Genomic DNA, 18,040 nt, shown 5'->3' with positions numbered 1-18,040 from the left:
CGTGATGGGCGCACCGGCGCGCCAGAACCTGCCATTCGTCACGCCGACGAGGGTGCTGATCGGAGTCCTGCTCCTGTTGCCGTTCGTGGCAACCCTGTGGGTCTCGTCCTACGCCCGTGTCGAGCCACGACTTGGCGGATTTCCGTTCTTCTACTGGTACCAGCTGTTGTGGATCTTCCTCTCCGCCCTCTGCACACTCGCCGCCTATCTCCTCGTTCAGCGCGAGAAGCGGCAGGCAGTCAGCGGACGGTCCGCGGGTGACGAGACCGGAGGCGGTGCGTGATGAAGGACGGGATCGATGCCATCGCCCTCAGCGTTGTCGTCCTGCTCTTCCTCGCCGTCACCGTCATGGGTTTCATGGCGGCGCGCTGGCGCAAGGGTTCCACCCTTGCCAGCTTGGACGAATGGGGCCTTGGCGGACGCCGGTTCGGCACCTGGGTGACGTGGTTCCTGCTGGGTGGTGACCTCTACACGGCGTACACCTTCGTCGCCGTACCCGCGCTGATGTTCGCGTCGGGCGCTGTCGGATTCTTCGCCGTTCCGTACACCATCATCGTCTATCCGTTGGTGTTTCTCTTCCTGCCGCGCCTCTGGTCGGTCTCGCACCGCCACGGCTACGTGACGCCGGCCGACTTCGTACGCGGACGATTCGACTCGCGGGCACTCGCCCTCGCGGTCGCGCTGACCGGCATCCTCGCGACAATGCCCTACATCGCCTTGCAGCTCGTCGGAATCCAGGCGGTGTTCGAGGTCATGGGGCTCGGCGGGTCCGGCAACATCATCGCGGCGGACGCCCCGCTGTTCCTCGCGTTCGCGGTTCTCGCGGCCTACACGTACTCTTCCGGGCTGCGTGCGCCGGCCCTGATCGCGTTCGTCAAGGACACGCTCATCTACCTCGTCATCATCATCGCCATCGTCTACATCCCCACCAGGCTTGGCGGTTGGGGGTCGATCTTCGACGCGGCAGGGGCGAAGTTCGGTGCGGCAGACACCGATGCCGGACGCGGGGAGGGATTCTCCTTCGTCGGCGTCGGCCAGGCGTGGCCGTATGCGACGCTCGCCCTCGGCTCGGCGATGGCGTTGTTCATGTACCCGCACGCCGTCACCGCCGTGCTGTCGGCCAAGAACCGCACCGTGCCACGGCGCAACGCCGCGATCCTGCCGGCGTACTCCCTGCTGCTGGCGCTGCTCGCCCTGCTCGGTTTCATGGCGATCGCCGCGGAGATCAACCCGGTCGGCCTCAACGGCGAGCCCAACGCGCAACTCTCGGTGCCGATGCTGTTCGAGGCGATGTTCCCGAGCTGGTTCGCCGGCGTGGCGTTCGCCGCGGTCGCCATCGGAGCGCTGGTGCCGGCCGCCATCATGTCGATCGCCGCCGCGAACCTGTGGACGCGCAATGTCTACAAGGCGTTTCTGCGGCCCAACGCCAGCCATGCCGACGAGGCACGTCAGAGCAAGGTGGTCTCGCTACTCGTGAAGTTCGGCGCGCTGCTGTTCGTGCTCGGTCTCGACAAGAGCTTCGCCATCAACCTGCAGCTCCTCGGCGGGATCTGGATTCTGCAGACGTTCCCGTCGATCGTGTTCGGGCTCTACACCCGGTGGTTCCACCGGTGGGCGTTGTTCGCCGGCTGGGTGGTGGGCATGGCCTACGGCACCTGGACGGCGTACAACATCGTCAATCCGGTCACCGGCGCGCAGCACTTCGGCGGCTCGACGGCGCCGATTCCGCTGCTCGGCGAGAACGGCTACGTCGCTCTCACCGCGTGGGTGCTCAACGTCGTGGTCGCGATCGTCCTCACGTTCGTCTTCCGGGCGTTGAAGGTCGCGGAGGGACGCGACGCCACCGCCGCCGGCGACTACCACGCCGACGCCGGCGAGCCGGGCGTACGTCCGCTGCCCTCGACGGCGACGGAGGCCGACGCCGCGCGATAGGTTGCCGGGATGACCGGCCCTGAGCTGTCTACCGAGGCGAATGCCGGACCCGGCACGCCGGGCCCGCCCGAGATCGAGGGACACGGCGGCGACCTCGCGATCGCGGTGGCGCGTTCGTACGGCGTGGAGGCGATGTTCACCCTGTCCGGCGCACACGTCTTCCCGCTGTACGACGCCGCCGTCGGAGGGAAGGACCCGCCCAGCCCCGCACCGGTGCGACTCGACGACGTCCGGCACGAGGCGACTGCCGTCTTCGCCGCCGAAGCAGTGGGCAAGTTGACCCGCACGCCGGGGCTGGCCGCCGTCACCGCCGGACCCGGTGTGACCAACGCCGTGAGCGCGGTGACCCAGGCGTTCCAGGCCGGCTCTCCCCTGGTCCTCCTCGGCGGCCGGGCACCGACCCAACGCTGGGGCTCGGGCAGCCTGCAGGAACTCGACCACGTGCCACTGCTTGCCCCCGTGACCAAGCTGGCCCGTACCGTGTCGAGCGTCACCGACCTCGTGCCCACGGTCCACCAGGCATTCCGGACCGCGGGCACCGCCCATCGCGGCCCGGCGTTCGTCGACATCTCGATGGACCAGCTCTACTCCCGGACGACTGCGGAGATCCCTTCCGTGGCGGGCGATCCGCGGGCGGCGAGCGACGTCGATCCGGAACCGCTCAGCGAGATCGCCCTGCTCCTCGCCCAAGCGCAACGTCCGGTGCTCGTCCTCGGCGGCGACGTGTGGCTCGACCGAGCCGAGGCGGCTGCCGTCGAGTTCGTCGACACGCTGGGGATCCCGGTCGTCACCAACGGCATGGGGCGCGGCGTCCTGCCGCCGAACCATCGGCTCTCCGTCGCCAGGGCGCGGTCGGTGGCGTTCGGACGCTGCGACCTGGCGATCGTCGTGGGAACGCCGTTGGACTTCCGACTCGGCTACGGCGCCTTCGGCGGGCGTGACGGCGCACCTGCCGCGAAGGTGGTGCACATCGTCGACGCGCCGGAGCAGGTGGCATCCCACGTCCCTCTCGCGGCAGCGGCAGGCGGCAACCTCGGCAGCGTTCTGAGTGGTCTCGCCGCGGCGTGGAGTCAGGTGCTCCGTCGACCGGACTGGTCGTCCTGGCTCGCGGACCTGCAGGCGGGCGTACGCAAGACGCAGGAGCGCGACGCCGAGCTCCTCGGCAGCACCGCCGATCCGATCCACCCTGCCCGCATCTACGGCGAGTTGCTGCCCCTGCTCGCCGACGACGCCGTGATCGTTGGTGACGGTGGTGACTTCGTGTCGTTCGCGGGGAGGTACGTCGAACCGGGCCGGCCGGGACGCTGGCTCGACCCCGGTCCCTTCGGCTGTCTCGGCGCCGGGCTCGGTGCCGCCATGGCGGCGCGGATCGTCCACCCGGCGGCACAGGTCGTGGCGCTGCTCGGTGACGGGGCCGCCGGCATGTCGCTCTTCGACGTCGACACGCTGGTCCGGCACCGGTTGCCGGTCGTCATGGTGGTCGGCAACAACGGCTGCTGGGGGCTGGAGAAACACCCGATGCGGATGCTGTACGGCTACGACGTCGCGACCGACCTGCAGCCCGCGACGCCGTACGACGCGATCGTGTCCGCCCTCGGCGGCGCCGGCGAGACGGTCCGCGAGCCCAGGCACCTCGGCCCGGCCTTGCGCCGGGCATTCGACGCCGGTGTTCCGTACCTCGTCAACGTCCTCACCGACCCGGAGGTCCCCTACCCGCGTTCGACCTTCGGCGTGTGAGGTCTCCCCATCCCCGCCGGCGCCCCACGGCGGTTGCCGACGTTGCCGAGGCTGCCGAGGCTGCCGAGGCTGCCGAGGCTGCCGAGGCTGCCGAGGCTGCCGAGGCTGCCGAGGCTGCCGAGGCTGCCGAGGTTGCTGACGCTGCCGAGGATGCACGCGACGATGCACGCCAGTCCCCGCGCTGCACGCCGAGGTCACCGTGCATCGGTGGCGATGATCACGCGTGCGTCATCTATTTGGGCGACGGGCAGCGTACGGGCTTCGGCAAACTTCCCGCGTCGGGCCCTGGTCACCGGGTCAGAAGCGTTATCAAGGACCGGTGAGCCCATTGATCCGAGACGCCCGCCCGGAGGAGTACGACAGCATCACCCGGCTTCTCCGGGACACCTACGGAGGCGAGGGGCTGGTGGGTGCTGCCTACCTTCCCCGGCTTGACGACACCGCCGCACGCGCCCGGGACGCTGGGACCGAGGTCCTCGTCGCCGTCGATCGGACCGACCCCGGCGATCCGACCGACCCCAGAGATCCCGCCGCACGCGGCGATCCGACCGACCCCGGCGAACCGACCGACCCCGGCGATCCGGCCGCAGGGCGGCGGCCATCAGGAACCGGCCGGCTCCTCGGCACGGCCACGCTCGCCCTGCCCGGCGCCGAATGGAACGGCGCCCTTTCCGACGGCGAGGCGACCCTACGCATGCTCAGCGTCGACCCGACCGCACGACGTCGTCGGGTCGGCACCGCGCTGATCGCCGAGTGTGTCGCCCGCGCCCGCCTCGCCGGAGCCACCGCGCTCGGACTCCACACCACCGACGCCATGACCGCCGCCCACCGCCTCTACACCACGTCGGGCTTCGTGCGTACGCCCGAACACGACACCCCGGCCCACTCGGGCGGAACGCTCAGGGCCTATCGGCGCCCACTCGAACCCTGGCCGCGGATCCGCGTCGCCCAGTCCGGCGAACACACCTCGGCGGGCGACCTCACCGTCGCGGCCTACGTCGGCGCCGGGCTGCTCCCCGCCGACCATTCCTACGTCCACCAGCTCGGGGACGCCAAACGCCGCGCGGCGGAAGCGGAACTCCTGGTCGCGGTCGATCGGGCGGGTGCGCTGCTCGGGACCGTGACCTACTGCCCGCCCGGTTCGACCTACCGTGAGATCGGCCGCGACGACGAGGGCGAGTTCCGGATGCTCGCGGTGTCACCCCAAACTCATGGCCGCGGCATCGGAGAGGCGTTGGTCCGCACCTGCCTGAGCAGGGCGCGGTCGGACGGGAAGCGCGGGATCGCGCTCTCCTCGTCGACCGCGATGCACGCGGCCCACCGGCTCTACGAACGACTCGGCTTCGCCCGTGACCCTCGCCGCGACTGGACGCCCGCGCCTGGCGTCTCGCTGCTGGCGTTCGCCCGGGAAATCTGACGCAGGTGGATCAGTCGAGGATGACGAGCACGTCGCCCTCCTGGACGACCTCGCCGGTCTTCACCGTGATCTCCCGGACGACACCGGGTTCCTCGGCGACGACCGGGATCTCCATCTTCATCGACTCGAGCACCAGGAGTACCTGCCCGGCTTGAACGGAGTCCCCCGGCCGTACGCCGATCTCGAACACGTTCGCCACCATGTCAGCGCGGACCTGCTCGGCCACGACCACTCCTTCCATCGCCTCGCTCGCCATCCAATCACGCCGCGGCGCCCTCGGCACGCCACGGAGACGTTCGGCCAGCGCTACACCCGGCCCGCGCACCGCGCCACCGCTCCACGGCGACACCCCGACGATTGCCCTCATCTGACCAAGCGGAACGAACGGGGATCAGCGCGGGATCGCACCTGCCCGGCCAAGGACCCGCGCGAGCGCCGCCACGACCTTCGGGTCGTACTCGTAGGCCATTCCCAACCTGAGACTCTCGAGCGCCTCCAGCCGGGCGTCCTCACTCGTGGCCGTCCCCACCAGGTCGTCGTACGCATTGACCACCTTGATGATCCGGCTCTCCCGCGGAATTTCCGTGTCGTCACGCACATGGGGCCGCCGGTACGGCTCGGCCTGGGCCTCCACGATCTCCGCGACCTCTTCGCGCAGGCTCGCCTGGCGTACGACCCCCGCTGCCAGGCCCGCGATCTTGCGACGCTCACCCGGTGTCACGAGAACCGTTGCACCCCCGGGAATCGGATCAGCCAACGACAACTGGCCGACATCGTGCATGAGCGCGGCGTACTGAAGGAGCCGAAGTCGGTTCTCCGGCAGGCCGAGGTCGCGCCCGATCGCCAGTGACAGCTCGGTGACGCGACGCGCGTGTCCGGTCTCGGTGTAGCCGCCCACCTCGGTCGCCCGGGACAACGCCCGGATCGTCTGGTCCTGCGTATGGCGGATCCCGGCGTACCGTCGGTACGCGAGCTGGGCGAGCAGCAGCGGGATGATCACCAGTGGCAGGGCCCAGAGACCCACCTCCCACATCGCCAAGGGGATGAGGATGCCGGTCGAGGCGATCGCGGCACCGATGCCGAGGAATGCCACCAACTCGTTACGCAGGAGAGCGCGGAACGGTCCCACCTGCCGACTCGCCTGGATGCCCGCGGCGAGCAGCGCCTCGAGGCCCCATGCGACGGTCGCGGCCAGGATGGTCAGGACGACGAGGGCATGTGGATGATCCTCGAGCCAGGCGTGCAACGCGTCATCGCGGGCCAACGGCCGGAAGACCACCGCGACACCGGAGACGACAAGGATGCGCCGCGCGATGCCCTCCAACTCAGACGCCCGACCGGCGAGCGCGTGGGGAAGGGCGCCGGCGAGCATCCCGCCGGAGGTGACCGCGATGGTCTGCAGGATCGAATGAGTGACCTGGCCCTCGCCTGGCAGGTAGGTCAGCAGTGCGTAGCCAAGGGCCGCCGCGAGGCCGATCGGTGCCTGCACACGATCGTCGGGCAGGCGGAGGCGCACCATCTCCCCGACTGCGATCAGGACTCCGAACGTCGCCGCCACCCTGGGCGCGGAGACGCCGGCGGCAGCGGTACCAGCGACCGCGACGATCACCACGACACCGGCGAACGCCACGACCGCCGCCGAACCGTCCATCAGTGGGTTCGACCGGTTCCTCACCTGCGCAGTGCCGCTCACGAGCGGGCCTCCGGCGACGGCTCGATCTCCGGCGGGCGGGTCGGGTCGTCGTGGTCGTACCGCGGAGCCCTGGCGTCCGCCGGCACCTCCTCGACCTGTGCCGGCTGCCATCCGTCACGGCCGATGGCGGCGACGAACAGTTCCACGAGTTCGGGATCGAACTGCTTTCCGCGGCAGCGGACAAGTTCCTCGATCGCCTCCGCCACCGGCCGCGCGGGGCGGTAGGAACGCACACTCGTCATGCAGTCGAACGCATCCGCGATGGACAGGATCCGCGCGAAGACCGGGATGTCCTCCCCCGCGAGCCCGGACGGGTAGCCGCCACCGTCGTACCGCTCGTGGTGGTGCATGATGCCGGCACGCGCGTCCTCCAGGAACGCGATGTCGCCGACGACCTCGACACCATGCAGCGGGTGGAGCTTGATGGCGTCGTACTCGTCCTCGGTGAGGCGGCCGTCCTTCTGGAGCACCCGGGTCGGGACCCCGATCTTGCCGACGTCGTGCAGGAGTCCGGCCTCGGCCAGCGCCTCCAGCCGGTCGCCGTCCCACGCCATCTCGGCGCCGAGCATGCGGGCGGCTCTCGCCACCCGTTCACCGTGGCCCCGTGTGTAGAGGTCCTTCGTTTCGATCGCCTGCGCGAGAGCCTGCAGCGTCGCCTGGTGGGCTTCCTGCTCCTCGCCGTACTGCGCGAAGGCCCAGTTGGCCACGAGCAGTGGCGGCAGCAACAGGACTGCGGCGAACGCACCCAACTGGCCGAGCCACAGGATGGCCAGCAGGAAACCGAGATAGGAATAGCCCAGGAATGCGCCGAGAACCTCCGGCAACACCGACCGCAGCGCCCCTAGGAAGCGCATGCCGGTCTCGAGCCGAAGCACGCCGGTCACCAGGACGAAGTTGACCAGGTGCCACGTGAGATTCGCCGCTGTCACAGGTACCAGGACGCTTGGAAAGTCATCCGCGGACAGTGATCCGACCGGCCCTCCCAGGCCTAGATAGACGAGGCCGCCCACGACTGTGCAGATGACGCCTTGCGAAACGTTGAGAACTCGGTTGATCGGCTTGGCCTTGGACCGATTCGGTAGTAGTCCGACGAGGAGAACGGGACCGCCCCACGGACCGATGACCGGGTAGGTCGCGACCGCGACCACCGATGTCATCGAGACCCGCAGACCACTGCCCAGGCGACGTTTCAGCATCTCCATGACGTAGACGAGAAACGCGAAGAGCAGCACGTCGACGGGGCGGTCGATCTTCAGTATCGAGAGTGTCGAAACGGCTGCCGCAATGACGCCGAGCGCGCCGACGTAAATGCGTGTCGCACGTCTCGGCATCAGCTGAACACCCGCCTTAACTCAGCCCAACGGGCGCGGATTGCGGGACAAATGCCGCAACCTCAGTCCCACTCAATGCCGCCGCGCACGTTGCTGAAAGAGAAGAGCTGCATGTTTGGATCCTCCTCCCACGGATATATCGCATAGACCCATCTCGGCATCGCGAAAATGCGGAGTGGGCCAAGCTCAAGGCAGAGAAGTGAACACGTACCGCTTACAGCACACCACGGTCTAGGGCGCCGTTTCTGCTGTCCCCGTAACAGCGAAACGTTGTGAAGAAGAGTCAACGACCAAGACTCGGCAAGGTCAAGCCCGGCCCACGAGGCTGACTCCAGACGGTAACGATCACTATCTGTAAGCACCATCTGGAGTGGGCTTCACGCGTGAACGTTCACGGCACCTACCACCGGCCCCACGTTCGGTGACAGACGATCGAAGTGATCAGATCGAAAGACCGACAGATCGCCACCGGCATTCTTACGGAGCGTGTAGCCAGGAACAGGTCCCAACTTGCTGCGGATGCGACACGCGCCCCTGTAGCATGCCTAATTCTGCACGCCCGCCTCCCCAAGGGCGGCCGCATACCTGGACTTTCGGTTACTCTCCGTATAAGGCAAGTGCGGACGGACCGGGCATCACCCCAAAGTTCGCCGAGAAATGTATACGTAGAGTTATCGCTTTTTTCCGGCATGCACCGCGCCTCGGCCTTCGCTGACGCCAGTGTGAAGGCCAAATCCCTCCATGCGAAAATTTCCTGCGGCTCGCACCGCGTACCCATGCGGCGACGAGACCGTGCCATGCCGCGCATCGCGGACGTCCGTACAGCAGCCGAGTCGGCCGGAAGTGGCCGTCGCGTCGTGGTGTCGGACGACCGATGACATCGAGCCATGGGACAGCGCAGGAGCCATCGACCCGAGAGGATCCAGTGATGGGGAAGAACGGAAGACGCCGCCGCGCGCGTCGCAAGAAGGCAGCCAACCACGGCAAGCGTCCCAACGCCTGAGGACTACACACCTGCGGAACACCTGAGGACCCAGGCGACGCCCGGCAGGTGAAGGGCGCAACCCACCGGCGCATGCGAGGCGCGTCAGCTGGTGGTGCGCACTCACGGTCGGGCGTCGGACGGGGTTCTGCCAGCGAGGTCAGCCGAGGGTTCGCGTCGAACACAGTCGTCTGCCAGCGACGGCGGTCGAGCGTCAGGCGTCAGACTGGGCGATCTCGATCCGGATCTCGCGGATCCGCGTGACCACCTTCGTGCGCAGGTCATCCGGCGGCTTGTCACATCCACACGAGCGGGCGACCAGAGACTTCACCAGCTCTTCGAGGTCGTACTTCTGCAGGCACGGTGAGCACTCATCGAGATGGTGCTGGATCTTCGCGCAGTCGGCATCGTCCATCTCGCGATCGATGAACAGGAATACCCGCTCGAGGATCTCCGCGCAGTCGACGTCGTGCGGCTTGCCGCAGCTCATGCCCCTTCGCCACCCTTCCCGTCGACCGTCGGGACGAGCCCGCGCTCGCGCGCGTAGTCATCGAGCAGCACCCGCAGCTGGCGCCGACCTCGATGCAACCGTGACATCACCGTACCGATCGGAGTCGCCATGATGTCGGCAATCTCCTTGTAGGAGAACCCCTCGACGTCGGCGAGGTAGACCGCCATCCGGAAATCGTCCGGCACCTGCTGCAGCGCTTCCTTGATGTCGGAGTCCGGCAGGTGCTCCAGCGCTTCCGCCTCGGCGGACTTCAGCCCGGCGGAGGTGTGCGACTCCGCCCGGGCGAGCTGCCAGTCCTCGATCTCCTCGGTCCCAGCCCGCTGGGGTTCACGCTGCCGCTTTCGGTAGCTGTTGATGAAGGTGTTGGTGAGGATCCGGTAGAGCCATGCCTTGAGATTCGTACCCTCGGTGAACTGGTGGAACGAGGAGTACGCCTTCGCGAAGGTCTCCTGGACCAGATCGTCGGCATCTGCCGGGTTTCGGGTCATCCGGAGCGCGGCGTTGTACAACTGGTCGAGGAACGGCAGGGCATCCCGCTCGAAACGGGCGCTCCGCTCCTCCGGTGTCTCCGTCTTGGCCACAGCTCTCATCGCCCGCGAGGATAGCTCTACCGGGTCGCCAGCTTTATCCGGCGTCCACTCAAGCCACTCCGAGGTGACCTTTGTCGAGGCCGGGCGGGCCGGGCAGGCAGCAACCACAGGGGGTCTCCTTCGCGCCTCAGGACGGTTCGCATACGCACAACACGCGAACCTTCGGCGTGATTCCCCGACGTCATCCGGTTCGCGCGCGTGGTGTGGACAGGGCGCACGGACCGAGGGTTCGTGGCAGTGCGGGTCACGGGCCCACCGTCCGCGCGATCCACTCCGCCACCGACTCCGCGATGATGGTGAGGCCCTCCTCCTGGCTGATGGGTGCCGACCTCGCGATCCGGAACTCGTGGTCGGCTCCGGGGATGATCGCGACATCGAGGTTCTCTGGTAGCTCTTCGGGACGACCGAACGCATCCCGCTCACCCTGGACGACCAGAGTGGGCACCCCCGCACCCAGGAGTTCGTCGACCCGCGACTTCTCCGGACGGCCTGGCGGATGCAGCGGAAACGCCAGAGCGACGCATCCCAGGGCACCCAGCCGGTGCGCCGTACGACAGGCCACCCGCGCCCCGGCACTGCGTCCACCGACAACCAGCGGTGTGCGGGTGCGCAGGGCGTTCAGAGCGCCCGTCCAGGCCCTGTCGAGGGTGTCAGGGTTGGGCGCCACCCGCTTGCCGGCCAGCCGCCACGGCTGCTCGACGCGGATCACGGAGATGTCGTACGCCGGGAGCGCGGCGGCGAGCACTTCGAGGTCCCACGCGTCGGGCCCTCCCCCAGCGCCGTGACCGAGGACGAGCGTCGCCGACGTACGCCGAGCGCGGTTGTAGATCAGCCGCGCCGGCCCTTCGCCGGTCTCCACCAGCCGCTTGGTCCAGATCATGTGCATGATCGTCCCAAATCCCAGCCGAGTTTGTCGTGCCGGCCACCAAACATGTGTGCGGGATGCGAGGGAAGCCCGGGGTTGTACGCCCACGCGCCGGTATGCAAAATCCGGCCCGCGGGGTGACACGGCGCTAGAACAGCTCGCCCGTCCCGTTCTCGGCGTTCTCGGCGTTCTCGGCGTTCTCGGCGTCGATCGGCTTCACCAGGTCGGGTCCGTTGTTCCGGACGTTGTTGACCGCGGTGGAGACCGGATAGGCGTCCAGACGTCCCGGGGCGGCGGGCACGAGCACCGAGCGGAGCTGCTCGGGGTCCTTGACCCGCGGGTCGAGCCAGGTGGAGTACTGCCCGGGCTCCACCAGGAGCGGCATCCGGTCATGGATCCGGCCGAGATTGTCCTCAGCCGACGTGGTGAGCACAGTGCAGGTCCACACCAGCCGGTCGGGATCGTCCTCGTCCTTGGTCGGGTCCCGCCAGATCTCGTAGAGACCTGCCATCGCGAGTACGCCGTCGTCGCCCCTGTGGATGAAGAACGGCTGCTTCCTGCCCTTCTTCTCGCCGTACCACTCGTAGTAGCCGTCGGCCGGCAGCAGGCAACGCCGGGACGCGAAGGCACGGCGGTAGGCGGGTTTTTCGTGGGCCGTCTCCATGCGTGCGTTGATGAGGCGGTTGCCGATCTTGGCGTCCTTCGCCCACGAGGGGATGAGGCCCCATTTGACGAACGTCAGCCGGCGTTCGGGGGCTGCGTCGGGTTCGTCGCGGGGAACCCGGTCGAGTACCGCGGGGACCTGTTTGGTCGGTGCGACGTTGTAGTCAGGTTGGAGCTTCTCGCGGACATCGACCCGCGCGACCTCGAACTCGCGCGCCAGGTCCTCCGGATCACGGCTCAGCGAATATCTCCCGCACATACCGACCATCCTCCCTTGCCACCCGCTCGCGTCGCCACCCGCTCGCGTCGCCCCACCCGCTGGCGTCGCCCCACCCGCTCGCGTCGCCCCACCAGGACGGTCCGCCGGCGACGACGGCGGTGACGTCCCGGAGTTCCACGATCATGAAGGCGAAGTCGTCCATACGCCGCGAAACCTTCAGGATCACGATCATGATCACAGGAAGGCCCGGAGGGCTGCAGGGCGACGGGGAGGCGTTGCGGGCGCGTAGGGTGGGTGCTGCACAAACGGCGACGACGGAGACAAGTAGCGCGGGACGCCCGCAGCACAGAGAGCCGACCGGTAGCTGAGAAGGCGGCCTCGGACCCCGACGCGAAGACCCTCCCGAGCCGCGGAGAGAAACGGCGACCGCCGAGCCGACGACGTGCGCATGCGGTACGCGTACGCACCGAAGGTCTCACGCGGGAGCCCAGGAAGCTCCGCCGGCCGGCCCCCGTCATCGGGCCCGAACGAGGCCACGGCACCCGTGTCGTGGCGAAGGTGTGGTGGCACCGCGAGTCCCCCTCGCCCACACCCCAGGGGACGCACCCAGGCACCCGTGGGAGGTGACCACCATGCAGCAGTTCGTCGAACCGTCCAGCCGGCCGAGCCCACAGGGCCAGTCGAGCCTGCGGTCAGACACGCGTACGCTCGCCGCCGAGCTCCCGTCCAGAGCCGGTGAGAACGTACGCCTCCAAGGGTGGGTCCACCGCCGCCGGCGCCTCGCGTCCGTCACGTTCGTCGTCATCCGTGACCGCTCCGGTCTTGCCCAGGTCGTCGTACGCGACCCGCAGACCGTGGCTCAGGTCGAGGAGATCGGCGAAGAGACTGTCGTCGAGGTGACCGGGAAGGCCGTGGCCAACCCGCAAGCGCCCGGAGGAGTCGAGGTCTGTGATCCGGCCCTCACGCTCCTTTCCGAACCGGCGGAGACGCCCCCCGTCGAGTTGTGGCGGCCGACCGTCAACGCCGCCCTGCCCACCCTGCTCGACCACGCGGCCGTCACGTTGCGGCACCCGACGCTCCGGGCACCGTTCGAGATCGCCGCGGCGGCGGTCTCAGGGTTCCGCGAGGCGCTCCGCGGGCTGTCGTTCACGGAGATCCAGACGCCGAAGATCGTCGGGGCCGCGACCGAGAGCGGGGCGAACGTGTTCGCGCTCGACTACTTCGGCCGGCGGGCGTACCTCGCGCAGTCGCCGCAGTTCTACAAGCAGACGCTGGTCGGTGTGTTCGAGCGGGTCTTCGAGGTCGGCCCGGTGTTCCGGGCCGAGCCGCACGACACTGTCCGGCACCTGGCGGAGTACGTCTCCCTGGACGCCGAACTCGGGTTCGTCGCGGACCACCGGGAGGTCATGGCCGCCACGCACGCCGCGGTCGCGGGCATGGTGGCGGCGGTCGCCGAGCACGCACAGCCCGCGGTCGAGCGGTTGGGCGTCAGCCTGCCGGGGGTGCCCGAAGAGATCCCGGTCCTGCACTTCGCGGACGCCTTGAAGCTGGTCGGCGCACCCGACGACGAGCAGGATCTCGCACCGGCCCACGAACGGGCGGTCGGCGAGTGGGCGCTGCGCGAGCACGGGAGCGACTTCGTTTTCGTCGTCGGCTACCCGACCGGCAAGCGGGCGTTCTACACCCACCCGCAGACCTATCCGACCGACGATGCGTACTGGTCCAACTCCTTCGACCTGATCTTCCGGGGCATGGAGCTGGTCAGTGGCGGGCAGCGGCTGCACCGGTACGACGACTACGTGGCGGTGCTGCGGGAGCGCGGGCTGCCGGTCGAGTCGTACGCGTCGTACATCGAACCGTTCCGGTACGGCATCCCGCCGCACGGCGGGTTCGCGTTCGGGCTCGAGCGGTTCGTGGCTCGACTGGTCGGCGCGGACAACATCCGACAGGTGACGCTCTTCCCGCGTGACCTGCACCGACTTGTCCCGTGAGTCAGGCCCCGTGAGTCAGGCCCCGTGAGAAGCGCCTGCCGCCGAGCTGCGGTCTGCAAATGACCACGCTGGGTACGCCAGTGGTGGTCAACCATGCGTCGACGCCTGGTTGACATGCCACGACCGTGCTCAGCGTGGTCATTTGCGGAGCGCGCGCGGGGGGTCGATCTGTCCCACAGGGTCGCCGGGCGTCCGAACCTGGTCGGCGGGGATGTCCGGGCCGCGGCCGACCGTGCGCGTGACACGCCCGGACGCGGGTATGAGCGCTCACATGACGCTCGTCAGAATGCTCGCACGGCCGATGCTCGCCGCGATCTTCGTCGTCCAGGGGGTCCGCGCGATCAAGAACCCGGACGCACTGGTACCGAGGGCGAAGCCGTTCGCCGACCAGATCGTGCCCACCGTGAAGAGGATGGCTCCCGATCAGGTGGCGCGCCGGGTGCCGGAGAACCCACGCACGTTGGTACGCCTGAACGGGATCGTCCACCTCGTCGGCGGGCTTGCCCTGGCGACCGGGCAGGGCCGCCGGGCAGGCGCGTGCCTGCTGGCCGCGTCGATGGTGCCGACCACCATGGCCGGCCATCCGTACTGGGAGGAAGACGATCCCGCGCAGCGTGCCAACCAGCAGATCCACTTCCTGAAGAACCTGGCGATGATGGGCGGGCTGCTGCTGGCCGCCGTCGACACCGAGGGCAAGCCGGGACTGTGGTGGCGGGCACGCTACAGCGCGCGGGACGCGAAGAAGGCCTCCAAACGCCTGAGCAAGGCGGCGCGGCGGGAGGCTCATCTGGCGGCGAAGGTCGCGGAGCATCAGGCACACCTGGCGGCGAAGACCGCGATGCCGTTCAAGTCCGGCAAGAGCGCTGTGGCGAGCGCGGGAGCGACCGCTGCCAAGGCGCTCCACACCGCCAAGTCCGGAACGGTTCCTCACGGCGGCAAGTCCGGTCGGCACGGCAAGCGCGGGATGTTCGGCAAGAACGGTGTACTCGGCAAGGACGGGTTGCTCGGCAAGCGTGGCCGGGCGGCCAAGCCGACGAAGTTCGGTACGCACGGCAGGGACGCAAAGCACGGCAAGGACGGAATGGCCAGGAGACTCGTGACGTCCGCCAAGGCGTGAGCCGAAGGGCCAACCCCGACAGGACGTCGAGCCGAAGCGATACGCCGGCGCCGCTCGCTCTAGTCTGCGGGCCATGGCTCGACGTTCGCGCAAGCAGATCACGCTGAAGGATCCCCGGGCGATGCGTGCGCTCGCCCACCCGGCTCGCATCACGGTGATCGACGAGTTGTACGGCGGGCGGGTGGCAACCTCGACCGAACTCGCCGAGCTCACCGGCCTGACGCCGAGCGCGATGAGCTACCACATGCGCGCCATGGAGAAGCTCGGCATCATCGAACGCGACGAGTCCGCGGCCGACGCCCGCGAACGCCCCTGGCGTGCCGCGGGTCGCGGCGTCAGCTTCGCCGCGCTGACGACCCGGGCGCAGCATGCCGCCGCCAGTGTGCTCACCGCCGCGATCGTGGAGACGCAGCAGCGGGAGCTGGAGTCGTACGTCTCGGCCGAACCCGATCTCCCGGCGGAGTGGCGCGAGAAAGGCGTTCTCAACACCGGAACCGAGTACCTCACGGCTGCCGAGACCAAGCAGCTGATCGATGCGCTCATGGCCGCCGCCGAGCCGTTTCGCCGCAAGGGGCGGCGGCGCCGCAAGGGAACTCGTCGCGTCCGCGCCGGCTTCCTGGTCGTACCCATCGTGGACTGAGCCGGCCATCCGGATCCGCGAGCCGGTCTTGTCAGGCCAGATATGAAGCATTACCTTCACATCACCCGGGCCGGGACGACGAGGAGCGTGGACATGGCTGGCGAGGCGACCGAGCAGTCCCCACCCCCACCTCCGACACCCCCACCCACGAGCCCGAGGCCTCCGGTTCCGCCGGCACAGGTTCCGCCGGCACAGGATCCGCCGGCACCGGACGAGCAACCGCCGGGCGCAATACCCTCGGACCAGGCGGCGCTGGCCTCGGCGGCGCTGGTCCCGTTGCATCGCAACCGGGACTTCCGGCGGCTCTGGATCGGTCAGGCGTTCTCCGACCTCGGCACCAACATGGCCGCGCTGGCTTACCCGCTTCTCGTCCTCGCCCTCACCGGGTCTCCGGTCCAGGCGGGACTCGTCGGCTCGGCGACGCTCCTCGCCCAGGCGGTCTTCGGCATCCCCGCCGGAGCACTCGTCGACCGGTGGAACCGCCGGAAGCTGATGATCATGTGCGAGACGGTCCGCGCACTCGCCGCCGCAATCCTGGTCGTCGCGATCCTCACCGGTTGGGCATCGGTGCCGCTCATCATCGTCGTGGGCGTGGTGTCCAGCGCGGCCGGCGTACTCTTCGGCCCTTCCCAGACTGCGGCGCTCCGGCACATCGTCCCGACCGTGCAGTTGCCCCGCGCCTCAGCACGGATCGAGGCGCGGACGTACGCAGCGGAGCTCGCCGGGCCGCCGCTCGGTGGAGCGCTGTTCGCGGTCACGCGATTCGCACCGTTCCTGGCCGACGCCGTGTCGTACGTCATCTCGCTCGTCTCCGTCCTCACGATCAAGCGCCCCCTCCAGGACGAACGAACCGGCCACCACGAGCGGCTGCTGCCCGCCATCTGGACCGGACTGCGGTTCGTGGTCAGGGAGCCGTTCCTGCGGGCGACGCTCTGCTCCGCCCCGCTCGTGAACGCGGCGTTCACCGGGGTGATGTTCGTTCTCGTGGTCGTCCTGCAACAGCGGGGAACCCCTGCCGCCGGGATCGGGGCGGTCCAGTCCGCGATCCTCGTCGGCGGCCTGCTCGGTGCCCTGATCGCACCGTGGCTCCAGCCGCGGGTGAAAACACCGGTACTGATCATCGCCTTCCTCTGGATCATCGTGGGCCTCGTCGCGGCCGCCGCCGCGATGCCGGGCACCTATGCGGTCGCTCTCCCGCTGGCCTGCGGGCTCCTGCTGGCGCCGTCGCTCAACGCCGCGCTGTTCGGCTACCAGATTGCGATTACCCCGGACGCGATGCAGGGCCGGGTTGACAGCGTGCTCGGCGTACTGGCGCAGGCCCTCAACCCGCTCGCTCCATTAGCGGGAGGCGTCCTCGTCACGCAGGCGGGCGGGCGGTGGGCGTTCGTGGTGTTCGCCGGCGTCCTCGCCGTCGCGGCCATCATCGCCAGCGTCAGCAAGGGCATCCGCCACATGCGACCGCTCGACGAGATCCGCTCGCCAGCCGGCCAGGGCGCCAGGTGACCACGGCCGGGAAAGGACCGCGCGGTGGGCGCCTTATCGCGGCGCGGGCGAGTGGGCCCTTCGGCTACGCTCGTCGAACGATGGGTAGGCAAACCACTGACCTCTGGGCCGCACCCGTGGCCGCCGCCGCGGTGGACGCGGATCTTCGCGTACCCGGGTCCAAGTCGATCACCAACCGTGCCCTGGTCCTCGCCGCGCTGGCGGGCGGGCCGTCGGTCGTACGCCGTCCCCTGCGGGCCCGCGACAGCATCCTGATGGCCGGCGCACTGCGGGCCCTCGGAACCGGCGTGGACGACACCGGTGCCGACGACTGGTCGGTCACACCCCGCCCGCTGCATGGTCCCGCGAGCGTCGACTGTGGCCTGGCCGGCAACGTCATGCGGTTCGTACCTCCCGTGGCGGTTCTCGCCGATGGTGACGTCGACTTCGACGGCGACCCCTACGCCCGCGAACGCCCGATGGGCCCGATCCTGCAGGCCCTCCGCACGCTCGGCGGCACGATCGAGGACGGCGGCCGCAACGCCCTGCCGTTCACCGTGCGGGGACGCGGCCGGCTCCCGGGCGGCGCCGTGGAGATCGACGCGTCGTCCTCGAGCCAGTTCGTGTCGGCCCTGCTGCTCGCCGCGGCCCGCTACGACGACGGCGTGAGCCTGCACCACGTCGGCAAGCCGGTGCCGTCGATGCCCCACATCGAGATGACCGTCGCGATGCTCCGCGAACGCGGCGTCGAGGTCGACGACACTGAAGCCAACACCTGGCGCGTCTCGCCCGGGCCGATCAAGGCGATCGACGTCGAGATCGAACCCGACCTGTCCAACGCCGCGCCGTTCCTGGCGGCCGCACTGGTC

General features: G+C 69.1%; 18 protein-coding genes. 10 read left to right on the top strand and 8 right to left on the bottom strand.

Annotated features, from left to right (window positions below; translation table 11 throughout):
• The first annotated feature begins 4 nt into the window (after nt 1-4).
• From ABN028_RS08530 to ABN028_RS08515, 4 genes are all read left to right on the top strand, one after another.
• Nucleotides 5-283 carry a DUF3311 domain-containing protein gene (locus ABN028_RS08530; protein ID WP_349331753.1) on the top strand — a complete coding sequence of 93 codons (279 nt, stop codon included), beginning with the start codon at nt 5-7 and terminating at the stop codon, nt 281-283.
• Complete coding sequence (gene mctP / locus ABN028_RS08525) at nt 283-1,932, top strand: monocarboxylate uptake permease MctP (RefSeq protein ID WP_349331752.1); 1,650 nt, start codon at nt 283-285, stop codon at nt 1,930-1,932. Before ABN028_RS08530 ends, mctP begins: the two co-directional genes overlap by 1 nt.
• A gap of 9 nt (nt 1,933-1,941) precedes the next feature.
• A complete protein-coding gene (locus ABN028_RS08520; RefSeq protein ID WP_349696217.1) occupies nt 1,942-3,669 on the top strand; it encodes an acetolactate synthase in 1,728 nt (575 codons plus the stop codon).
• A 319-nt stretch (nt 3,670-3,988) separates the two neighbouring features.
• Nucleotides 3,989-5,086 (top strand): GNAT family N-acetyltransferase, encoded by a 1,098-nt coding sequence (locus tag ABN028_RS08515; RefSeq protein WP_349696216.1) that lies wholly within the window; start codon nt 3,989-3,991, stop codon nt 5,084-5,086.
• Nucleotides 5,087-5,096: 10 nt separating this feature from the next.
• On the opposite strand, the gene ABN028_RS08510 is transcribed toward ABN028_RS08515, so the two are convergent.
• The 3 genes from ABN028_RS08510 to ABN028_RS08500 are packed head-to-tail and all read right to left on the bottom strand — an operon-like array spanning nt 5,097 to nt 8,110.
• Complete coding sequence (locus tag ABN028_RS08510) at nt 5,097-5,453, bottom strand: biotin/lipoyl-binding carrier protein (RefSeq protein WP_349696215.1); 357 nt, start codon at nt 5,451-5,453, stop codon at nt 5,097-5,099.
• 24 nt (nt 5,454-5,477) lie between these two features.
• The gene (locus ABN028_RS08505; protein WP_349696214.1) at nt 5,478-6,779 is read right to left on the bottom strand and encodes an HD-GYP domain-containing protein; all 1,302 of its coding nucleotides are present in this window, start codon (nt 6,777-6,779) and stop codon (nt 5,478-5,480) included.
• On the bottom strand, nt 6,776-8,110 hold the full coding sequence (locus ABN028_RS08500) for an HD-GYP domain-containing protein (RefSeq protein ID WP_349696213.1): 1,335 nt from the start codon (nt 8,108-8,110) through the stop codon (nt 6,776-6,778). The genes ABN028_RS08505 and ABN028_RS08500 overlap by 4 nt, the downstream gene beginning before the upstream one ends.
• A 928-nt stretch (nt 8,111-9,038) precedes the next feature.
• On the opposite strand from ABN028_RS08500, the gene ABN028_RS35305 reads away from it, so the two are divergent.
• Nucleotides 9,039-9,113: a 50S ribosomal protein bL37 gene (locus ABN028_RS35305; protein ID WP_502877657.1), complete on the top strand. Its 75-nt coding sequence runs from the start codon at nt 9,039-9,041 to the stop codon at nt 9,111-9,113.
• Between the two features lie 193 nt (nt 9,114-9,306).
• Here ABN028_RS35305 and rsrA read toward each other — a convergent pair whose 3' ends face one another.
• The 5 genes from rsrA to ABN028_RS08475 all read right to left on the bottom strand — a co-directional run bounded on the left by rsrA (nt 9,307) and on the right by ABN028_RS08475 (nt 12,143).
• Nucleotides 9,307-9,582, bottom strand: coding sequence for a mycothiol system anti-sigma-R factor (gene rsrA, locus ABN028_RS08495; protein WP_349331746.1), 276 nt, complete (start codon nt 9,580-9,582; stop codon nt 9,307-9,309).
• Nucleotides 9,579-10,193: a sigma-70 family RNA polymerase sigma factor gene (locus ABN028_RS08490; RefSeq protein ID WP_349694228.1), complete on the bottom strand. Its 615-nt coding sequence runs from the start codon at nt 10,191-10,193 to the stop codon at nt 9,579-9,581. Before ABN028_RS08490 ends, rsrA begins: the two co-directional genes overlap by 4 nt.
• 244 nt (nt 10,194-10,437) lie before the next feature.
• Nucleotides 10,438-11,073 carry an alpha/beta hydrolase family protein gene (locus tag ABN028_RS08485; protein WP_349331744.1) on the bottom strand — a complete coding sequence of 212 codons (636 nt, stop codon included), beginning with the start codon at nt 11,071-11,073 and terminating at the stop codon, nt 10,438-10,440.
• A gap of 133 nt (nt 11,074-11,206) precedes the next feature.
• Nucleotides 11,207-11,980 carry an SOS response-associated peptidase gene (locus ABN028_RS08480; RefSeq protein ID WP_349696212.1) on the bottom strand — a complete coding sequence of 258 codons (774 nt, stop codon included), beginning with the start codon at nt 11,978-11,980 and terminating at the stop codon, nt 11,207-11,209.
• Nucleotides 11,952-12,143, bottom strand: coding sequence for a hypothetical protein (locus ABN028_RS08475; protein ID WP_349696211.1), 192 nt, complete (start codon nt 12,141-12,143; stop codon nt 11,952-11,954). The genes ABN028_RS08480 and ABN028_RS08475 overlap by 29 nt, the downstream gene beginning before the upstream one ends.
• A gap of 430 nt (nt 12,144-12,573) precedes the next feature.
• On the opposite strand from ABN028_RS08475, the gene aspS reads away from it, so the two are divergent.
• From aspS to ABN028_RS08450, 5 genes are all read left to right on the top strand, one after another.
• On the top strand, nt 12,574-13,932 hold the full coding sequence (gene aspS, locus ABN028_RS08470; protein ID WP_349696210.1) for an aspartate--tRNA(Asn) ligase: 1,359 nt from the start codon (nt 12,574-12,576) through the stop codon (nt 13,930-13,932).
• 271 nt (nt 13,933-14,203) lie between these two features.
• Entirely contained in the window at nt 14,204-15,049 is an 846-nt protein-coding gene (locus ABN028_RS08465) for a DoxX family protein (RefSeq protein WP_349696209.1), read from the top strand.
• Nucleotides 15,050-15,122: 73 nt separating this feature from the next.
• Entirely contained in the window at nt 15,123-15,689 is a 567-nt protein-coding gene (locus ABN028_RS08460) for an ArsR/SmtB family transcription factor (RefSeq protein WP_349331739.1), read from the top strand.
• A 93-nt stretch (nt 15,690-15,782) separates the two neighbouring features.
• Nucleotides 15,783-17,192, top strand: a complete 1,410-nt coding sequence (locus ABN028_RS08455; protein ID WP_349696208.1) for an MFS transporter — start codon at nt 15,783-15,785, stop codon at nt 17,190-17,192.
• Between the two features lie 80 nt (nt 17,193-17,272).
• Nucleotides 17,273-18,040 (top strand): 3-phosphoshikimate 1-carboxyvinyltransferase (locus ABN028_RS08450; protein ID WP_349696207.1); only part of this gene is annotated, 768 nt, incomplete at its 3' end.

Source organism: Actinopolymorpha sp. B17G11 (assembly GCF_040196095.1).
Lineage (GTDB): Bacteria > Actinomycetota > Actinomycetes > Propionibacteriales > Actinopolymorphaceae > Thermasporomyces.
The sequence above is the reverse complement of the archived record's forward strand: the minus strand, read 5'-3'. Positions and strand labels throughout refer to the sequence as shown.

Bases quoted from the DNA above. Each gene is read 5' to 3' on its own strand.
- ABN028_RS08465 (WP_349696209.1), top strand. From the start codon at position 14,204: ATGACGCTCGTCAGAATGCTCGCACGGCCGATGCTCGCCGCGATCTTC.
- ABN028_RS08485 (WP_349331744.1), bottom strand. From the start codon at position 11,073: ATGATCTGGACCAAGCGGCTGGTGGAGACCGGCGAAGGGCCGGCGCGG.
- ABN028_RS08490 (WP_349694228.1), bottom strand. From the start codon at position 10,193: ATGAGAGCTGTGGCCAAGACGGAGACACCGGAGGAGCGGAGCGCCCGT.
- ABN028_RS08520 (WP_349696217.1), top strand. From the start codon at position 1,942: ATGACCGGCCCTGAGCTGTCTACCGAGGCGAATGCCGGACCCGGCACG.
- ABN028_RS08475 (WP_349696211.1), bottom strand. From the start codon at position 12,143: ATGGACGACTTCGCCTTCATGATCGTGGAACTCCGGGACGTCACCGCC.
- ABN028_RS08510 (WP_349696215.1), bottom strand. From the start codon at position 5,453: ATGAGGGCAATCGTCGGGGTGTCGCCGTGGAGCGGTGGCGCGGTGCGC.
- rsrA (WP_349331746.1), bottom strand. From the start codon at position 9,582: ATGAGCTGCGGCAAGCCGCACGACGTCGACTGCGCGGAGATCCTCGAG.
- ABN028_RS08530 (WP_349331753.1), top strand. From the start codon at position 5: ATGGGCGCACCGGCGCGCCAGAACCTGCCATTCGTCACGCCGACGAGG.
- ABN028_RS08460 (WP_349331739.1), top strand. From the start codon at position 15,123: ATGGCTCGACGTTCGCGCAAGCAGATCACGCTGAAGGATCCCCGGGCG.
- mctP (WP_349331752.1), top strand. From the start codon at position 283: ATGAAGGACGGGATCGATGCCATCGCCCTCAGCGTTGTCGTCCTGCTC.
- ABN028_RS08455 (WP_349696208.1), top strand. From the start codon at position 15,783: ATGGCTGGCGAGGCGACCGAGCAGTCCCCACCCCCACCTCCGACACCC.
- ABN028_RS08480 (WP_349696212.1), bottom strand. From the start codon at position 11,980: ATGTGCGGGAGATATTCGCTGAGCCGTGATCCGGAGGACCTGGCGCGC.
- aspS (WP_349696210.1), top strand. From the start codon at position 12,574: ATGCAGCAGTTCGTCGAACCGTCCAGCCGGCCGAGCCCACAGGGCCAG.
- ABN028_RS08500 (WP_349696213.1), bottom strand. From the start codon at position 8,110: ATGCCGAGACGTGCGACACGCATTTACGTCGGCGCGCTCGGCGTCATT.